The organism is Chitinophaga sp. SVR4-12A, from assembly GCF_056754765.1.
Genome location: NZ_JBPGWP010000001.1, coordinates 1,670,297 through 1,689,375, shown reverse-complemented (window position 1 = coordinate 1,689,375; position 19,079 = coordinate 1,670,297). Strand labels below are relative to the sequence as shown.

General features: G+C 49.2%; 14 protein-coding genes. 7 read left to right on the top strand and 7 right to left on the bottom strand.

Translation table 11 applies throughout. The features are described from left to right. Positions 1-6: 6 nt before the first annotated feature. Complete coding sequence (locus ACR9Y8_RS06860; protein WP_481212502.1) at positions 7-798, top strand: DoxX family protein; 792 nt, start codon at positions 7-9, stop codon at positions 796-798. 79 nt (positions 799-877) lie between these two features. On the opposite strand, the gene ACR9Y8_RS06855 is transcribed toward ACR9Y8_RS06860, so the two are convergent. The 3 genes from ACR9Y8_RS06855 to ACR9Y8_RS06845 form a co-directional block, all read right to left on the bottom strand. Continuing rightward, a complete protein-coding gene (locus tag ACR9Y8_RS06855) occupies positions 878-1,582 on the bottom strand; it encodes a hypothetical protein (protein WP_481212501.1) in 705 nt (234 codons plus the stop codon). A gap of 73 nt (positions 1,583-1,655) precedes the next feature. Further along, the gene (locus ACR9Y8_RS06850) at positions 1,656-2,297 is read right to left on the bottom strand and encodes a class I SAM-dependent methyltransferase (RefSeq protein WP_481212500.1); all 642 of its coding nucleotides are present in this window, start codon (positions 2,295-2,297) and stop codon (positions 1,656-1,658) included. Between the two features lie 72 nt (positions 2,298-2,369). After that, on the bottom strand, positions 2,370-3,233 hold the full coding sequence (locus ACR9Y8_RS06845; protein ID WP_481212499.1) for a helix-turn-helix domain-containing protein: 864 nt from the start codon (positions 3,231-3,233) through the stop codon (positions 2,370-2,372). A gap of 149 nt (positions 3,234-3,382) precedes the next feature. On the opposite strand from ACR9Y8_RS06845, the gene ACR9Y8_RS06840 reads away from it, so the two are divergent. After that, the gene (locus tag ACR9Y8_RS06840; RefSeq protein ID WP_481212498.1) at positions 3,383-4,651 is read left to right on the top strand and encodes an epoxide hydrolase family protein; all 1,269 of its coding nucleotides are present in this window, start codon (positions 3,383-3,385) and stop codon (positions 4,649-4,651) included. Here the strand turns inward: ACR9Y8_RS06840 and ACR9Y8_RS06835 are convergent. Continuing rightward, complete coding sequence (locus tag ACR9Y8_RS06835; protein WP_481212497.1) at positions 4,640-5,260, bottom strand: hypothetical protein; 621 nt, start codon at positions 5,258-5,260, stop codon at positions 4,640-4,642. The genes ACR9Y8_RS06840 and ACR9Y8_RS06835 overlap by 12 nt on opposite strands. A 388-nt stretch (positions 5,261-5,648) precedes the next feature. On the opposite strand from ACR9Y8_RS06835, the gene ACR9Y8_RS06830 reads away from it, so the two are divergent. Beyond that, positions 5,649-7,679: a hypothetical protein gene (locus ACR9Y8_RS06830; protein WP_481212496.1), complete on the top strand. Its 2,031-nt coding sequence runs from the start codon at positions 5,649-5,651 to the stop codon at positions 7,677-7,679. 61 nt (positions 7,680-7,740) lie between these two features. Further along, on the top strand, positions 7,741-8,337 hold the full coding sequence (locus ACR9Y8_RS06825; protein ID WP_481212495.1) for a hypothetical protein: 597 nt from the start codon (positions 7,741-7,743) through the stop codon (positions 8,335-8,337). Between the two features lies 1 nt (position 8,338). Here the strand turns inward: ACR9Y8_RS06825 and ACR9Y8_RS06820 are convergent, their stop codons facing one another. Beyond that, positions 8,339-9,202: an NmrA family NAD(P)-binding protein gene (locus tag ACR9Y8_RS06820; RefSeq protein WP_481212494.1), complete on the bottom strand. Its 864-nt coding sequence runs from the start codon at positions 9,200-9,202 to the stop codon at positions 8,339-8,341. A 74-nt stretch (positions 9,203-9,276) separates the two neighbouring features. Between ACR9Y8_RS06820 and ACR9Y8_RS06815 the strand changes: the two genes are divergently transcribed. Beyond that, a complete protein-coding gene (locus tag ACR9Y8_RS06815; RefSeq protein WP_481212493.1) occupies positions 9,277-10,215 on the top strand; it encodes a hypothetical protein in 939 nt (312 codons plus the stop codon). Here the strand turns inward: ACR9Y8_RS06815 and ACR9Y8_RS06810 are convergent. Next, positions 10,212-10,997, bottom strand: coding sequence for a response regulator transcription factor (locus tag ACR9Y8_RS06810; protein WP_481212492.1), 786 nt, complete (start codon positions 10,995-10,997; stop codon positions 10,212-10,214). The two genes, ACR9Y8_RS06815 and ACR9Y8_RS06810, sit on opposite strands and share 4 nt — an antisense overlap. Next, complete coding sequence (locus ACR9Y8_RS06805) at positions 10,994-14,203, bottom strand: ligand-binding sensor domain-containing protein (protein ID WP_481212491.1); 3,210 nt, start codon at positions 14,201-14,203, stop codon at positions 10,994-10,996. Before ACR9Y8_RS06805 ends, ACR9Y8_RS06810 begins: the two co-directional genes overlap by 4 nt. A gap of 231 nt (positions 14,204-14,434) precedes the next feature. Between ACR9Y8_RS06805 and ACR9Y8_RS06800 the strand changes: the two genes are divergently transcribed. Both ACR9Y8_RS06800 and ACR9Y8_RS06795 read left to right on the top strand, forming a co-directional pair. Beyond that, on the top strand, positions 14,435-17,485 hold the full coding sequence (locus ACR9Y8_RS06800) for a SusC/RagA family TonB-linked outer membrane protein (RefSeq protein ID WP_481212490.1): 3,051 nt from the start codon (positions 14,435-14,437) through the stop codon (positions 17,483-17,485). A gap of 18 nt (positions 17,486-17,503) precedes the next feature. Further along, a complete protein-coding gene (locus ACR9Y8_RS06795) occupies positions 17,504-19,066 on the top strand; it encodes a RagB/SusD family nutrient uptake outer membrane protein (RefSeq protein WP_481212489.1) in 1,563 nt (520 codons plus the stop codon). Positions 19,067-19,079 lie beyond the last annotated feature (13 nt).

The following is a 19,079-nucleotide window of genomic DNA, read 5'->3' as shown; positions in this document are numbered from 1 at the left end:
ACAGCAATGACTTTGTTATCAATAAACAGCATCGGAAGGATCTTCTTCGGCCTCGCCATCTGCGGGATCGGCCTTTGTCATTTTTTTATCCCGGGCTTTGCGCCTGATATTTTACCGGTACCAGCCACCGCCACCTTACCGATCTTTCCTTTTATGATGGGAACTGTCTTAACCCTGTCAGGGATCCTGGTTGTTGCAGATAAATGGACAAGAACCGTTTCACTGTCCTTAGGTCTTTTGTTCCTGCTTTTCCTGTTATTCGGACATCTGCCCATTCAGCTGACCTCCCATCCGGAACAGCTCAGGTATTGGACGCCTACGGTAAAGCTCCTTGCTCTTACCGGTGGAGCATTTGTGCTCTCCAGGGTTTCAAGGGGAGAGGCATTCATGGGCCTTGATAAGGTTGCAAACTACGGCGAGTACTTTTTTGCCATTCAGCTGATCAATTTCGGAATCGCTCATTTCGTCTATGCCGCCGGATTACAGAACATTATTCCTGGTTGGTTACCGGCGCATCTGTTCTGGGTATACGCTACGGGAATTGCGATGGTGAGTGCAGGTATATCCATATTCATCAATTTCAGGCGTCGCCTGATCATGCTTTTATTAGCTGCCATGTTCTTTACCTGGCTACTCATATTACATATACCTTCCGTTTTTAAAAATCCCTTTGGCACCGGTGCGCTGGTAATCAGTTCTCTTCAATGCCTGGCAGCTTGCGGAGTAGCCTTAATGATTTCCGGCCTGGTAAAGCAGAGGGAGGGGATAGTTCCACAAACAGTTAAGCTACGAGCATAGCTGTTCGGAGGAACAGATGGCCCTTGCTCTTACTTTTCAGCGTTATCCGGGTATTTCTTTCATTTGTGATGATCAGTTATTACAATTTATACTGCAATAGCAGGATGTCATCGCCGCCAGATGTGAGGTCAATATCAACACTGAATTCAGTGTTTTGCTTATCACGAATTAAAACGCCGGATATATGTAGGTAATCCCGACCATATTCTGTTTGACCAAAACGGAAGCCCAGGGGCGTGAACTCCTGGATAGTTCCAAACTGTGGGTCTAATTTGGTCAGGTTAGCAATCAATTCTTCTTTGTCGTAGCGGATGTAATTCGTGTCTGGTTGAAGGAATGGTTTAATGCCTTCGTAGTGCCGGCTTTTGAGCACATTAACAATCTTTTGTACCACACTCATTTTTTTCTCAACAATAGCCAGCTTTTTTGTAGCATATTTGAAGGTCGATTGGTTTCCGTCTTTTAGAATAACCACACTCCGGATCTCATTGTAGTTGTTCTTTTCCTTTTCCAGGTTGTGGTAAAATAAGTAAGCAATATTAGAGGCAGGCATTTCTACTACATTGCTGTATTTCTCAACAACTTCACTCTTGCTCATCTCCAGTTCGAAATATTTCTGCTTCCCTTCGCTTGTAGATGCAACAAAGCCGATAGAATATTTACAATAGCCACCGTAGAAGTTAAGAATATCCTTAACCCCCTTGTCTTCGTTATCAGTAATACTCGCGCAGGATGAAAATATTAATCCTAAAATAATAGAAGTGTATAAAGCAGATTTTTTCATAGTAAGGGTCGTAAAATATTGCTCATTCTTTTAAAGCGAAGTGCAAAGATAAAAATATTGCAGAAATGGTAGATCACTTCCCCGGCTTCCTTCCAATAAACCTGATCACCGTTCCTTCGCCAACATGACGGATTCCCTCATCCAGCCATACATCCATTTCCGCTAACATCAGCACATCATAGCCTTCAAAATCGGCCGATATTTCTTCCTTTGAAAAGAGCATATCAATGTCCCGTGGACCTCCCACCTGTGGATTTTTATCGATCTGTTTTAAGTGTCCCTTACTATATGCCTCAAAGATCACAATACCGCCGGGCTTAAGGTAGGTGCTCAGTTGCTTATGCAGGGCTGATTTTTTGTCTGCCGGAAAATGGGCAAAGATCAGGCCTATGGCATCAAAAGAGGCCTTATCAAAATCCAGGTGCTCCAGGTCGCCCACGATATAATCCAATGATACCTGTCTTTCAGCCGCAAGCTGCAATGCCTTGCTTTTCGCTTCAGTACTCAGGTCCACTGATGTGACCTTCCACCCTTGCTCTGCAGCAAAGACACCATTCCTTGCCTCGCCGTCAGCAGGCATCAGTATAGATCCGGGTGTCAGCTTCAGCAGCTGTTCCTTAAAAAATTCATTGGGTTGCTTTCCATACACATATTCTTCACTGCTATAGCGGTTGTCCCAAAAATTCTTGTATTGTTCATCAAATGACTGGCCCATAAAATTTGTTTTAAGCAAAATTATTTCAGGCGCTGCACCTGCCTGTAGGACAAAAATACAGTTAAAGAGGATTTATCTGAAATTATGCCTGAAGGCTTCAGGCGATTGGCCTGTATGCTTCTTAAAGAACCGGATAAAGTAGGATACATCTTCATAGCCCAAATGCCACGCTATCTGGTTGATCTGGTTCGAGGTGGCCAGCAAATACCGTTTGGCTTCCAGTATGATATAGTCATTAATAACTTCAGAGCATGTTTTGTCTAAAGTGGCCTTGGTAATTGCATTCAGCTGGTACGCAGTAAGATGCAGTTTTTCAACATAGAATGCCACTTGCTTGTAAGCGGTAATATGCAGCCTTATCAGTTCCAGGAATGCCGTCAGGCGTTCCTGCATGTATTCACCATTAGCGTGTGGAAGATGCTGAGGTGGCGGACTTTGCCGCAACAGCTCAATAAAGAAGATATTCAGGCTTGACTTAATTACTTCCAGATAGTTTTCCTGCTTGCCCGCATATTCTCCAAGTATACCCTGTAAAATGGAGAACGCCCTTTTAGACGCCTCCGGATCAAGCGGGTAAAAATTTCTGTTAACGGCCTTTCTGAAGACCTGGTTCGCCGTTTTTTCGATAGGGGAGTAGAAGTCACTGTTAAACTGCATCAGGTAGCCCTTGCTCTTACTGTTCAGCGTAATCTGATGCACCTGTCCCGGGCGCATCATGAAGACGGTATGATCGTTGACAGGATAAGATATGAAGTCTATACTGTGCTTCCCGGCCCCCTTTTCCAGGGCCAGGATATAAAAGAAGTTATGCCGGTGAAGCTCCTGGACCATATCTCCTTCGGATAACAGGTCCCTGGCATCCCTGATAAGGAAATCTCCGGAAGAACCCAGTTCCTTCAGGATCGTGCTGATATTTCTGATGGGTATTTTTTGCATAGTACTTCTGCCGCTATCAATATATATCATTTCGCCCTTCCATCTGCCTGCTTCACCCCCTACTTTGACCGCTTCCCTGCTTCGCACTAGAAAACTGCCTGTACCAGGGGATAATTTTGCTCCCGAAATCAAACTTAAAATCTAAAACTATGAAAAAGATTAAGAATATACTCGCAGCTGCACTGGTAGCAGTCGCCTTCACACAAAGCCCTGTTGCCAGCGCACAAACCGGAACCCCTGCCGGAGAAGAAATCCGCCCTTTCAAGGTACACATCCCCCAGGCTGACCTGGACGAATTACGCAGCCGCATATTGGCCACTAAGTTCCCGGATAAGGAGGTCGTTAATGACCACTCCCAGGGCGTACAGTCTTCTACCATTCAGGCCCTGGCCCGCTACTGGGGAACGCAATACGACTGGCGCAAGGCAGAAGCCAAACTGAACGCATTACCGCAATTCAAAACGACGATCGACGGGGTAGATATCCACTTTATTCACGTCCGTTCTAAAGAGCCCAACGCCATGCCCATCATTCTCACGCATGGCTGGCCGGGTTCAATATTAGAGTTAACTAAGATCATCGGTCCCCTGACCAATCCTACTGCCTACGGCGGCAAACCCGAAGACGCATTTGATGTGGTCATTCCCTCCATACCGGGCTATGGCTTTTCCGGCAAGCCTGCCACAACGGGCTGGGACCCCGTACGCATTGCACGTGCATGGGTAGTGCTGATGAAACGCCTGGGCTATACTAAGTTTGTAGCACAAGGCGGCGACTGGGGCGACGCAGTAACCGAGCAAATGGCTTTACTGGCGCCTCCGGAACTGCTGGGTATTCACGTTAACATGCCCGCTACCGTTCCTGCTGAAATTGAAAAATCGCTGAAGTACGGTGAACCGCAACCTGCCGGCCTTTCTGCCGATGAAAAACACGCCTATGAACAGCTGGACTATTTCTACAAACACGGCCTGGGTTACGCCATCGAAATGGCCAACCGCCCGCAAACTTTATACGGGATCGCCGATTCTCCCATAGGCCTGGCCGCCTGGATGCTGGACCACGACATCCGCAGCTATGAGCTCATTGCACGTGTGTTTGCCGGACAGGCTGAAGGGCTTACCAAAGATGATATCCTTGATAATATCTCACTCTATTGGCTGACAGGCACCGCCATTTCTTCGGCTCGCCTGTATTGGGAAAACAAACTGGCCTTTTTCGCTCCCAAGAACGTGCAGATCCCGGTGGCAGTGAGCGTATTCCCGGATGAGATCTATGCTGCACCCAGAAGCTGGACAGAGCAGGCTTACCCCAAGCTGGTCTATTTCAACAAGCTTAACAAAGGAGGTCACTTTGCCGCATGGGAACAGCCGGCACTTTTTACGCAGGAGATCCGCGCGGCTTTTAAATCACTCCGTTGATTCCGATAAATAGCCTTTATTAGAGAGCAGCGAACAATTACCCGGAAGCCAGGAGGTTTCCGGGTAAATTTTATAAGTCTGCCCTGGCAAATACCTCGCCTCGTTCAAATCTATTTGGTACACTTTCTCCTTTGTCATTACCGTCCACACCCGCCTTGTCATTTCATTGCCGCGCACCATTCCTTTCCCGCTGCGTCGCCACACCGTCTTCACCGCACTCATACCGCCTGTTTTGGCCTGCAGCCGTACCACCGGCTCTTTACTCACCTTTACACGTACATTTTGTTTCACGGCCTGCTCCAGCCGTTCCTTTACCTCGGCTTCCTTTGCTCCCTTCTTAAACATCGCCATCGCCTGCCCGGTCATTGCCCTGTACAAATCCAGCTTTTTCTGCGCCCGCGGCAACAAGCGGTAAACAGCCGCCGCTATCTGCGACGCCTGTCCCAGTAATTCCGCATTCCTCCGCGTACGCGCAAATGCCGGGTCACGTCTCACCCGTTTCCTGCTCAGGGTACTTTTCCGTCTCGCATAATACTTTCCGTTCATCTTGTAGTAACAGATGCCATCTACTGTGCCTGTGAAATAAACAGGCCCCCGCTGCTTACTCATAAACTGTATGTTTTAAAGTTAAAAATTGATGATCAGGATGAAGGTAGCTGCAATAGAGAATACCATCCAAATGTAACAACCCGAAACGTCACATAAAGTACGTTTATATCACTTTTCGTCGTTTTTGAACGAATGACGCGTTTTGGCCGTCAATGCCACATGTTATCCTCATCCGCCCCGTATCTTATCTTGGTTTCTTCCGTATGTTTTCCGGGATTTCTCCTCGTATTACCCGGGTAAACCCCGGGAGAGCGCTTAGCAACACTTAGGGGTTTCCCGCAGTAAAAGCGCATGAAAGTTTAAGTAAAAGCGTATGACTCTTTTGTCATTTTTTTCTTTATTTTGTTATTGATAGCCACGTTATTGTTCACTCAATAAGTTTTAACCTATGTTGAAACCCAACTCCTTGTCCATTAAGACGGTAGCTGTACTATTGCCCTTACTGCTGCTGTTCACCCTGCCGTCCACGGCCCAGATTACATGGCCATCCGGTCAGCTTCTTCCCAGCTTTCCAACATCGGCGCAAACGCAGGATCTCTTCATCCTTCGCGAAACATCCACGCTTTGGGAAGGGGAAGGCTCGGCCCTCAGCCATAAAACAGGCCGCCTGGAAACCGACGGCTGGCTTTGTCAAACCGGTATCGATGCGCCCAACGATCATATGATCTACGGGCCATATAGTACCGCCGTACCGGCTGGTCCCAACGTAGCCGAATTCCGCATGAAGGTCGACAACAATACCGCCAACGATGATCCCGTAGTGGATATCGACGTCCGGAATGCTACTACCGGTCAAACGCTCGCTGCACGCACCATCACCAGAAAGCAATTCCCGATTGCTTCTGATTACACCAATTTCACGCTGCCCTTTACGATGCCGGCTGACAATCAATCTATTGAATTGCGGGTATTCTGGCGCGGTACTTCCTACACAAAAGTAGATTGGGTAGCAGTGCAGCAGAATACGTCCTCTGCCGAGATGTACCTCTTCGCTTCCCTGAAAGGCATCGTTAACAGAACACGGCCGCGTATCTTCTCCTATGAAGGCGACGCATTTGCAGAAGGACAATATGCCTGGCTGCAATCGCTTGGCCTGAGCTGGACCGAATACGCCAACAAATGGGATCTCATTACCAAATACCGCAGTGAGATCTCCGGCCTGATCGTCTATGATCCTGCACAGATCCACACCGTTAACCTGGCCACCGTACTGGCGAAAGACAAGAAGGCCCTTATCGCCTCGCCGGCATTGTTGTCTCGTTTAACAGCCGCTCCGTATAATATTCCTGTATTACTCGATCTGCGTGGCCAGTTCACCAGCAAGCTGCAGGTATACCAAACCTTGTATAACACTTACTGGCCCAACCTTGATCACCGCCTCTTAATAGGCTTAAACCCTGACATACATAAAGCCGCCCTGCGCGAATACGCAACTGCCTTAGGCGCTGCCGTGATCTGGCTCGATCCCAACATTGCCGCTGAAAGCCAGCTGCTGAACAGCTTTTTATCTTCCATGCCCCCGGGCGCAAACTATATGGGATGGTGGCCGGAGGAAGCGCCTGGTGTGGAAAGAGCATCTACTTACGGTATCTCAACGATTGCAAGCGACTGGGCAACCAACTTAACCGTTCATAGCGGTATGCCCAGAACAGTAAACGTTAAACCCATGCCTCCCAAGCCCGCACTGCAGAACAAGATCTATGTGGCCTTTATACTAAGCGATGGAGATAACCTGCAGTATGTTGAACATCTGATGCGCAAGCTCTGGAGCAATCCGGATCGTGGCTCCGTGCCCATTGGCTGGACCTTATCGCCCGCCATGCTCGATGCCATGCCAGGCGCACTGAATTATTATCACCAGAGTGCTACCAACAATGATAACCTGATCTCCGGTCCCTCCGGTTACGGTTATACGTATCCTAATAGCTGGCCTAACCAGAACCTGCTGAACCAGTTCGTTGCCAAAACGCAGGACTACAATCAAAGGGCAGGCTTCCGGGTGATTACTATCTGGAATACGATCACCGGTGGCATTAATCAGAATGTAGGACAAACATTCGCTACCTATGCGCCGCAAACCCTTGGCTTAACCGCCCAGAACACCGGCGGTGGGCTCACGATCTATAACAATAGCCTGCCCGGTATGGCGCTGTCCTGTAACTACTGCACAAATGAGCAGGCTATGAAAGATCATATTGCCTCCGCTGCTGCAGGATGGAATGGCGCCTCGCCACGCTTTATTATCATACAGGCGCAGCCCTGGCAGAATGTAACGCCTACGAGCTTTAAGAACGTTGCAAATTCGCTGAACACCGACTATATCGTGGTGCGCCCGGATCATATCTTCCAGCTGATCCGCGAAGCCAATGGGCTGTCAACAGACCCCGGTGGCACGCCTATTGCCTGTCTTATTAATTAGCAGGGTATGAGAGGAATGTAATATCTTGCGGGTAATACAACTGTTTTGAAAAGCCTATAACATGAAAAAACTACCCCTGATTGTTACATGCCTCCTACTCGCCATAAGCAGTTATGCGCAAACGTTCAAGATTGATAACGGTGTTACAATAAACAGCCTGAAAGGAGAGGATTTTGACATATTTCCCCGCAAGATCACCTCATACAGCATGATGCTGGGGGTAGAATATTTTCAGAGAAAGTGGTATTACCTGTCCAGCCAGATAGGGTACCTGCAATTAGGAGGAAAGGAAGGGGAGATGGAGGACGATCCTGCCAGCGGAGATAAACAAACCTGGAACTATGCGCAGCTGAACACTTCCTTTCGGCTGCGCATGGGATTCAGGACATCCGAACTATATATCGGCGCCGGCCCCTACCTCAACCTCCTGCTGGGCGCAGGCGGTTTCGAAAAAGACCTGTACACCGGTTATACTACACAGCGTGCCAACTGGGGAAGCAAATTGGAGGCCGGCATCAATGGGATCATTGACAGGTATAAGGTCGGCCTCAATTGTGCTTACCTCTTGCCCTTTTCGGCGGTTACAAAAAGCTCCTATACAACCATAGATCCCAGGTCGGTATCTATTTACCTCAGCCTTGGTTACCGCCTGGATTAAGCTACGCAGTACCCTGAACAAGACGTCGTATATACTCCTTCAGCGTTGTGGTGCCGCGCTCCGGCGCATCCGGCGCTTCGCATCGCCGCGCTGCTGAAATAGTTGTCATGGCTGCCATAGACGCAGCAGCAGCAGGAGAGAACCCGGACTCTTCCAGGCTTGCCACCCATTTATCAGGAGGGATCTCCACTGCCTTCACCGGCCGCTGTAATGCATCGGCAAATGCTGCAGCAACATCCCCAGGCGAATACTGGTCAGGACCTTCCACATTATGTAGACCGGTATGGTCTATGGGCTCCAGCATTAAACGGGCAGCTACCTTTGCAATGTCTTCCGGCGCTACCATTGGCAGTTTAAAATCGTCAGGATAGAAAGAATACACCACGCCGCTTTCACGTGCTGATCCCAGCGATTGGTCCCAATTGCTCATATAATAGGCTGCCCTTAGGATACTGTTCGGTATGCCCGTTTTTTTCAGCGCCTGTTCCATTTCATACAATACGCCAAGGTCGCCGATCGCTTCACCAGGTTGCGCGCAATAGGTAGACTGCGCTACCACCTTCTGTATACCGGACCCCTGAAGCGCCTGCAGTATAGAGGTCGCTCTTCGCTGCTCTTCAGTGGCAGTGTCTGTGTCGGGTGAAGCATTAGGGTTGAGCAGGTACAGCCTTTCTCCTGTCTTAAAGATTTCGTGTAGCCGCTCCGTATCAAGTACGTCTGCTATCGCCACCTGCGCACCCCGCTGTTGCCATTTAACGGCTTTTTCAGCATGCCGCACGACAACTGTCACCGGCGCTTTTTGCTCCAGTAATAATCGGGTAAGCACTGAACCGATGTGCCCGGTCGCTCCGAGAATAATATGCATGGCAAAACATTTTTACATTATGCATTGTTCTTTAAAAACAATGCCAACTTCTTTTACCCTTAAATACCCCGATCATGAAACACTGTAGTATTTCATTTCTCGTACTCCTGTGCCTTTTTTTGTGCTGTAAGAAACCCCATGATCCTAATCCTCATAACCCCGGTGAGCCTGAGAGATATCCTGTGCATTTTACCGTAAGTGGTTTTGATCAGCATATGGAAGAATTGGGCAAAACAACAGACACTTTATCAGATTACATCGGCTATTTGTACTATGTTGTTTTCAGCCAGGACGATGGATACGTTCATAAGATCGAACAGGTAGCAGCTGATGATGGCTTTGGTACTATCTATGATTCACTGCCTGCCGGCCAGTACGTCATTGCCCTTGTTGGATCTAAAGATGCGGTTACGCTGGAAGATTTTCATCACGAGCCTACGCCTAACTTTCTTGTGATGCGTTTCCCGGGTACAGATGTTTTTTACAAAAGGCTCGTAATTAGCGTCAATGGGTCGGTGAACCAGAATGTAAGCCTTGATCGCATCGTCGGCAAGCTGAAGGTGATCATCAAAGACAGGATCCCTTATGACGCACGTGCCATTAGTCTTGGACCTCTTAATCCACCCCCTACTGACGACGAGAACCGTGGATATCCCTGTGCCCTTGACCTTGAGTCAGGCCAGATGCTGGGTAACGGAGGCCCCGGCGATATCCTGGTATATAACAGCATGTATCATGAATTTACTCCTGCCGAAAAAGGGATGCTGGATTTTTCAATGGAAGATTATATCCTGATGCCGGTGACCGATACTTTCACCGTGCACCTTAGTGCCACCTACCCTTCGGGTCAGCCGATCGCCTCAAAGCTCCTGTATAACATCAGGGTAAGTCCCGGTAAACGCACTGTCTTGTCCGGAAAGCTGTTTGACAATCTGCCCGGCGGCGATAGCGGCGTAAATGTCATCATTGCCAACCCGGAATGGTCCACTGACAGTACATTGCAGAATTTTTAAAAATCTTGCTTAGACGCTTTTTCCGCCTGTTTCATCGCCTGGTATTCAGAAGGCGTCATACCGAACTGTTTGAGGAAGTTCCGCCCGAAATTGGTCTGGGAATGATAACCAGCCATATCAGCTACTTCATATATTTTGAGGTCGCCGGCTACCAGCAGCTCTGCTGCTTTTTTAAGGCGGGTAACATTCACCAGTTCATTCGGCGTCAGGTCTGAGATGGATTTGATCTTCCTGTAGAGGGTAGGCCTGCTCATGTTCATCAGCCTCGCCAGCTTTTCTATATCAAGGTCCGGATCTTCCAGGTTCTCATGGATAACGGTGGTCAATTGATCCAGGAACAATTCATCTGCCTTGGAGTAGGCAATAGTTTTAATATGTACAAGGGGTGAATGCGCGAAATAATCTTTCAGTTTTGAGCGGTTGGCCAGCAGGTTGGCTATCTGCGCCATCAGGAATTCAGTAGAAAAGGGCTTGTCTACATAAGCATCTGCACCCAGTTCCAGTCCGGCTATTTTTGCCTGCATCGTATTCTTTGCCGTGAGCAGGATAACGGGAATATGACTGTAGTCAAAAGTGGATTTAATGATGCGGCACAGCTCAAAACCGTCCATTACAGGCATCATTACATCGCTGATCACCAGCTGTACAGCATCTTTCTCCAGTATAGCCAGGGCATCCCTGCCGTTGCTGGCGCTCAGTATGGTATATCTTTCTCCCAGTTCCTCACCAAGGAAAGCGAGGATGTCCTCATTATCATCAACAAGTAGTAAAAGCGGCTTCATGAGATCTCGTTTGTTGTGGTGATCGTTTTGGTGGTCCTGCCTGGTTGCAGGTTAAATTCTATTTCCTGGTGCACCGGAATGCGCAGCACAAATACATTCATCCCATCTTTACCCGGCTCCGGTATTAAGGCGCCTTTATGCAATGTAGCCAGTGAGCGGGAAAGCGCCAGCCCTATGCCCGTGCCTTTTTGCATTTCCGTTTCCTTTAGCCGGAAGAAAGGCTCAAAGATCTTTTCTTTCATGTCTGCTGGTATCAGGTGCCCGTCGTTGCGGAAGATGATCGTAAAATAATTATCCTGCTCTGTGGATGGCAATAGCTGTACACTGGCACGTTTGTCGGCATATTTGACAGCATTGCCGAAAAGGTTGCTGAGAATTTTATTAAAGGCTTCGATGTCTACATAGGCATACAATGTTTCTGCGGGTAAGGCCAGCGGAAAGGCAAGCTCCCTTTGTTCTGCCAGGGCTTTGAAGGAGGTATGCATCTCTTCCAGGAGCGCTGATATATTGGCCTTAACGAAGCTGAGAGAATAACCATGAAGCTCTGTTTGCCGGAAATCCAGCAGCTGACCGGTAAGATCGATCAGCCGCCTGGTATTGCGTTCCATGATAGCGAGACTATCTTTGATCTCAGGCAGATGACCTGCCTTCCTGATCACTTTATCCAGCGGCGCCTTGATCAATGTAAGGGGAGTCTTTACCTCATGTGCCACATTGGTAAAGAACTCGATCTTGGCCTTGAATACTTCTTTCTCTTTGGCGGCTTCGAACAGCTCGATCCTGCGACGGTTCTTTTGCTCGGTTCGTGTATGATAGCTGCGGATGATATACAGGATCACAATTACTATCAGCAGGGCATACAATGTCATCGCCCACCAGCTTCGCCACCAGGGCGGCATGATCTCAATAAGAAGGGAGGTTTCCTTAGACCAGATCCCGCCGCTGTTACAGCCTTTCACTTTGAAGGTATAAGTGCCGGGCGCCAGTTCTGTGAAATACGCTTTGCGGTTTGTTTTCAGGTAGGTCCAGTGCTTGTCAAGGCCTTCCATCTTGTAAGCATATTCGGCTATTTCAGGCGCCGTATAACTAAGCAAAGCGAAATCGATGCTGAAGGTGGATTGATGATAAGCCAGGTTAATATCATTGGTACAGGTAACAGACCGTTCCAGTGGCGAACCTTTCGTTGCAATAGGCAGCTCGCGGTTGTGTACCTGGAAACCGGTAATATATACAGGCCCCGCAAAAGTGTTCTGCATGAATTCATCCGGGTTAAAGCTGATGAAGCCTTTCCCGCTTCCGAAATACATACGCCCTGTAGGATCCTTGTAAGCCGAATTAAAGTTGAACTGATCGCTGAGCAGGCCGTTGGCCCTGGTATAGGTTTTAATGCTGCCGCTTTCCGGGTTAAAGCAGCTCAGTCCGCGCGAGCTGCTGATCCAGAGATTAGCTGCTTTATCTTCCAGTATACTAAGCATGAAATCACTGGGGAAGCCGTTCCGGGTGGTATACCTGGTAAAATTATTTTCGGCGCGGTTATACCTGCAGAGACCTCCTTCTGTTGCAAACCAGAGCCGCCCGCGGGAATCTTCAAAAATGCTGTTCACACGATCGCTGCAGGCGCTGTGCACATCATTTTCCCCGTAGCGGAAATTGCCTCTCTTCCCGCTTACCGGGTCGTAAAAATGAATGCCGCTTCCATAAGTGCCGGCCCAAAAAACACCCGAACGGTCCTGCAGCATACAGGAGTACCAGTTGTTGAGCGGCAGGCCTTCAAAGGGTGTGAAATCGTTCCGTGCCGGATCATATTGATAAGCGCCCCTGGTGGTACCCAGCATAATAGGGCCCGATCCGGGTCGGTAGATGCAATAAATAAAATTGCTTTTCAATGCAGAGAGGCCCGATTGCATGTTGAAACGGCGTATCACTTTTCCCGTACGGATGTTCAGTACATCCAGGCCATGCTCAAAGGTGCCGATCCAGAGGTCGTCGCCGTCCAGCAATAAGCCGTGTATATTGGTGTAGGATATACTGCCCGCAGCGCCGGGCTGAAAATGTGTGAACACGGAGGTAGCAGGATCAAGCCTGTTTAAACCCGCGTCTTCTGTGCCGATCCACAGCTTGCCGTACCTGTCTGCATGGATCTCTCTGACCACATTGCCGCTGAGTGAGTTTTCTCCTGTCTTGGGAAAGTACTTCCTGAAAGGAGTGTACTGCCTGGGATAATAATTCACACCGCCAAAGTAGGTACCTGCCCAGATGCCGCCTTCGCCATCGCGGCAAAAGGTATACACTGCATTATCAGAAATGGAATAGGGATCATTGTACATCTTGCGCAGGTTCTGCGCTTTCCCGGTAACAGCGTTGTAAATGAAGATGCCTGTTTCAGTGGCGATCCAGTATTCATGGCTGGCCGTCTGCAGGAAATTACGCACAAAGATCTCGGTATGATTATCGTTATAGGTAAGAATATCGGTATAGGAGCCGGAAGCTATATTAAACAGCTTGGCGCCCTGGTTGGAGGTACCTACCAGTATATTACCATCTTTCGTGCTGTATATTTTCTCGATCCAGCGGGATACCGGCCGTTTGGAATGACTATACAGCTCGTAAGGAATAAAAGTGCCCGAGGCCGTATCATACTTTTGCAGGTGGCCGTCTGCAGTGGCTACCCATATATTGCCATCAGCAGACAGGCAGAGAGAGGTAGCCTCAAAAAAGTCTGCCGTGCTGAAATACTGCAGCTGATTCCCCGAAGGCTGGAAGCGGAAAAGCGAGAAGCCGGCCACGAACCAGATACTGCCCTTATCGTCCCCCTGGATAGCCCTGATCTGCCCTTTGGGCGCTGCCTGTAAAAGGTGAAAACGCTCCGTGGAGGTATCATAGCGGTAAAGGCCATTTTCCGTACCTACCCAGAGGGTGCCGTCCCGGTCTTCAAACAGGGAGTGAATAAAATTACTGCCTATGCTGCCGGTATCCTGCGGGTTATGGCGGAATACCTTAAAAGCATAGCCATCAAAGCGGTTCAGGCCATCTTTTGTGCCAAACCACATAAAGCCTCGCCTGTCCTGCAGCGAGCAGATAACCGCATTGTTAGACAGGCCGTTCTCCACCTGGTAGTGACGGAAATAATACAGCTGCGCAGGTAACCTGGCGCTGCACAATAGCAAAATGGCCAGCAGGAATATCCTATAACGTGGTGTTGGCATACCCTTTCATAACGTAAAAACCCAAAATGAGATAATTTGAAGAAGTTTTGATACGGTTTGTCGAGCCCAAAAGAACGAATAATCGCAACTTCATACCATTATTTCCAGATTGTAGTCCGGATAAAGGCGACGGTACATTTAATTGTTACTATCACACTAATAAAATTAACTATTAAATGCATTCCCGGCATCTTTCCGGAGAAATAAATCAAATCGCATAATTACACGTTTATGAAACTGATCCGCATTTTGTTAAGCAGAAGCGTGCTCCCTATACTAGCATGTGCGCTTTTTTTCCTCATCCAACCTGCATCTGCCCAGCAAGCCAGGAAAAAATTCCAGGGAAGGGTCACCACCCAGGATAATGAGCCGGTTATCGGCGCAACCGTCAGCGTAAAGGGCGGCGCAGGCGCTATGACCGACGCTTCGGGGAACTTTGCGATTGAGGCCGCAGACGGCGCCCCGGCTACCATCAGCAGCATGGGCTTTGAAACCAGGGAACTGGTACTGAAAGGAGACGGCCCGCTTTCCGTAAGGCTGGATAAATCCTACCGCAACCTGAACGATGTAGTGGTAGTAGGCTACGGCGCCGTAAAGAAAAAAGACCTCACCGGCTCCGTAGCGCTGGTGAATGTGAGCGATGCCAAAAAGAACGTATCATACGATGTAGCTAAAATGCTCCAGGGACAGGCAGCCGGTATCAGTGTGCACGGTTCCGGAGAGCCGGGCGGCTATGTGCAGATCAAGATCCGGGGTACCACCACCTTCGGCCCTAACAGCCCGCTGTTTGTAATAGATGGTGTACCGGTAGATGCCCCTTACGATTTTTCACCCAATGATATCGAAAGTATCCAGGTATTGAAAGATGCATCTGCAGCCGCCATATACGGATCACGGGCCGCCACGGGCGTGATCATCATTACCACCAAGAAAGGGAAACAGGGACCGGTAAGGGTGAATTTTAACAGCTATGTAGGCGTACAGGAGGTGGCAAAGAAGATCCCGCTCGCCAACCGCCAGCAGTACCAGCAGATCGTCTCTGCAGCAGAGACCAATGCGGGTTTAAGCCTGGCCCCGGCCAATGATCCCGCCAACCCTTCCTATGTGTCTGACATCAATACCGACTGGCAGAAAGAAGCCCTGAAACGGGGATTGATCCAGGATCACAATGTCAGCCTGTCCGGTGGTACAGAAAATATTTCCTATAATGCTTCACTGGGTTATTTCAACCAGACAGGCACCCAGGTAGGCCCGCAGAAGTACGACCGTTATACCCTGAACACAAATCTCCAGGGCAAAAAGGGCCGTTTCAGCTATGGCGTCAAGGCGGCGTATACACAATCACATAAAGGCAATTATGCCGCTACCAACGGGCATGCCGTTTTCGGTGGAACGGTTACCAGCATGCTGACAGCCATCCCCACCATGCCGGTGTACGATGCGTCCCGCCTCGGCGGATACGGTGGCAGCGACCAGGTGAAGAACCGGGCCATCTCCGCCAATGTAGTGGGCATTAATAACCTGGTAAATGATTACAGCGACCGTAACCGCTTCCTGGGAAATGCGTGGGGAGAACTGGAAATCGTGAAGAACCTGAAATACAGGATCAACGCCAGCTATGACCGTACCGACTATGAGAACTCCCATTTTGAACCGCGCTTCGATATGGGTTATTATTATCTCAACACACAATACTATATGTACCTGCAGAATGGCCACTCCAATACCAGTCTGCTGGAACATACCCTCACTTACCAACTACAGAAAGGCAAACACAAAATTGATTTCCTGGCCGGTATGACCTACCAGGAAGATAAGAACCAGTGGATGGCCGCCACTGCTACCGATACAACAGACCTGAACTTCCGGACCTTTGCCGCCGTTGCCAGGGCCAACGCCAAAGGCGTAACCAGCTGGAACGGCATGGCCACCCTGTACTCCATGCTGGGCAGGATCAACTATAACTATGATGATCGTTATTTGCTGACCGCTAACTTCCGGCGCGACGGCTCCTCTAAGTTTGCCCCTGCCAACAGGTATGGTAACTTCGCCGGCTTTGCCGCTGCCTGGAATATCAGCAATGAAAAGTTCTTTCAGCTGCCCTCCTTTATCAGCAGCCTTAAACTGAGGGGCGGATACGGCGTGCTGGGTAACCAGACCGCCCTGGGCTGGTATGATTATCAGTCCTACATCAACAATACCACCAACTACGTGTTCGGAGATCAGCTGGCAGTTGGCTCCACCACGGTATCTGTAACAGATCCCACCCTGAAATGGGAATCCACTACCACTACCAACGTTGCCTTGGATATGGGCCTTTTTAATGAAAAGCTTTCGTTCACCGTAGAGTATTACAATCGCCTGTCAAAAGACATCATTACCGCTATCCCTATACCATATTCCGTAGGCTCATACCCGCAAACGCTTACTACCAACGCCGCTTCACTGAAGAACAGCGGGGTGGAGTTCACCCTGACCTACCGTGATCATATCGGCGCACTGAACTATGCAATCAACGCCAATGCTTATACGCTGAAGAACAAAGTAGAGAAACTGGGTGGTAGTAATAACCCGGTATATGGCTCAGGCAGTAAAACGGAAGTAGGCCGCGAAGTAGGAGAGCTCTTCGGTTATGTAACAGAGGGCATCTTCCAGGACCAGGGTGATATCGCAAAACATGCCACGCAGGACCAGTCAGGCGGTATCAAACCCGGAGATATCAAGTATAAAGATATCAACGGTGACGGCGTTATTACTGATGCAGACAGGGCTTACCTCGGATCCTCTATTCCCAAGTTCTATTACGGTCTGAACGTATCCGCATCCTATAAGAACTTCGATCTCTCCTTCTTCTGGCAGGGGAACATGGGCAGCAAGGTGAATAACGGCGTGTATTCCGCCCTGATGTCCGGACAATATGGTAATGCCCATATTGATGAACTGAATTACTGGACGCCCTCCAATACCAACACTAATGTGCCACGGCCGCTGATCAACGATATCAATAACGGCCGCTTCTCAGACCGCTTTGTGCAAAGCGGCTCCTATGTAAAGCTGCAGAATGCGCAGATCGGCTACACCATCCCGGAATCAACACTCGGCAAAACACATGTGTTCCGCAGCCTGCGCATGTACCTCTCCGGCTTAAACCTGATCACCATCTCGAAATACAAAGGATACGATCCTGATTTCATCAGCGACGGCCTGTTTAACCGGGGCTTCGACTATGGCTCTTTCCCGAACCCGAGAACAGTTATGTTCGGTTTGCAGTTAGGCCTTTAATCATTAAACAGCATTATAATGAAACGCACTATATCTCACTATATCATAGCAATGACGGCAGCGGGCATATTGGCTACAGGCTGCGGCAAAAAACTGGACCAGGTAAACCCGAATGCACAAACTTCCCAAACCTTCTGGGAAACAAGCAACGATGCCGTACAAGGCATCAACGCTGCCTATGCGCCCATGCTGCTGGACGGCGCTTACATGCGCTTCACACCGGCACTGCTGGATGTAAGGGGCGACGATATCCGGAGCAACAGCCCCTGGACAGCCATTTCCGGTATCGGTAAATTTGCGCTGGGAACCGGCAATGCAGACGGGTACGGATGGGCCTTTGATGAATATTACGAAGGCGTGTTCCGCTGTAACCAGGTGCTGGATAATGTACCGGCGATCAATATGGACAACGATCTGAAGAACCGTGTGCTCGGACAAGCCTACTTCCTGAGAGGACTGTACTTTTTCCACCTCGTGAACCTCTTCGGTAATGTGGCGCTGCCTACCAGCACGCCGCAGTCAAAAACGGATTTCTATGGAAAGCAAACTACGCAGGAGGAAGGCTGGCAACAGGTGATCGCCGACTTCAAATCTGCAGCAGACCTGCTGCCGGTTTCCTATAAAGATGTGAACGGACCGGACGCCAATCAGTTAGGAAGGGCCACTAAAGGCGCCGCCATGGGCTATCTCGGTAAAGCTTATCTCTTTAACAAGATGTACCCGCAGGCAGCAGAACAATTTAAGAAAGTGATAGACCTGGGCGTATACCAGCTGATGCCCGATTATAAAGACAATTTCACCGAGAGCAAAGAGAATAACGCAGAATCCATTTTCGAAGTGCAGTTCTCTACCACCGCAGGCGGCACAGACCTGGGATGGCAGGGTATTCCTACCTCCACCTGGGCAAAAACATCAGCAAGGGCCATTACTTTCGGGGCGCCTAATTTTGGGTGGACAGACGTGCAGCCTTCCATGTCTGTATTCAATGAGTTCATGCAGGAAAAGACAGTAGATGGCGCCACAGACCCGCGCCTGGACGCTACCATCTTCTACAACAAGCCCGGTGAAATGATCTATGGACAACCATTTGCACAGGTATATGCCAACAGCTCCTATCTCAATGATATCTTTTGCAGGAAGTACGAGAACGGTGATGGGAACAAGGCAAATGAGTACGACTGGAAATCAGGTATCAACGAAAGACTGATGCGCTATGCAGACATCCTGCTCATGTATGCAGAGTGCCTGAATGAGCAAGACCAGACAGCCCAGGCAGCCGCTTATATCCAACAGGTAAGGACCCGCGCCAAGCTGCCGGACATCACCGTTGCAATGGCCGCTCTTACCAAAGCACAGATGCGTGACCGCCTCGCGCATGAACGCCTGCTGGAGTTTTGCCTGGAAGGCCACCGCTTCGATGATATACGCCGCTGGGGTTGGCTGCAGGATGCCACTAAGCTCGATATGCTGAAGTCGCGCGATCCGGAGTTCAACAACTATAAACCAGGGAAAGAGCTCTATCCCATTCCGCAGGGAGAGATAGACAATAATCCCGGTTTCAAACAAAACCCTTCTTATTGATTTACCATATCTA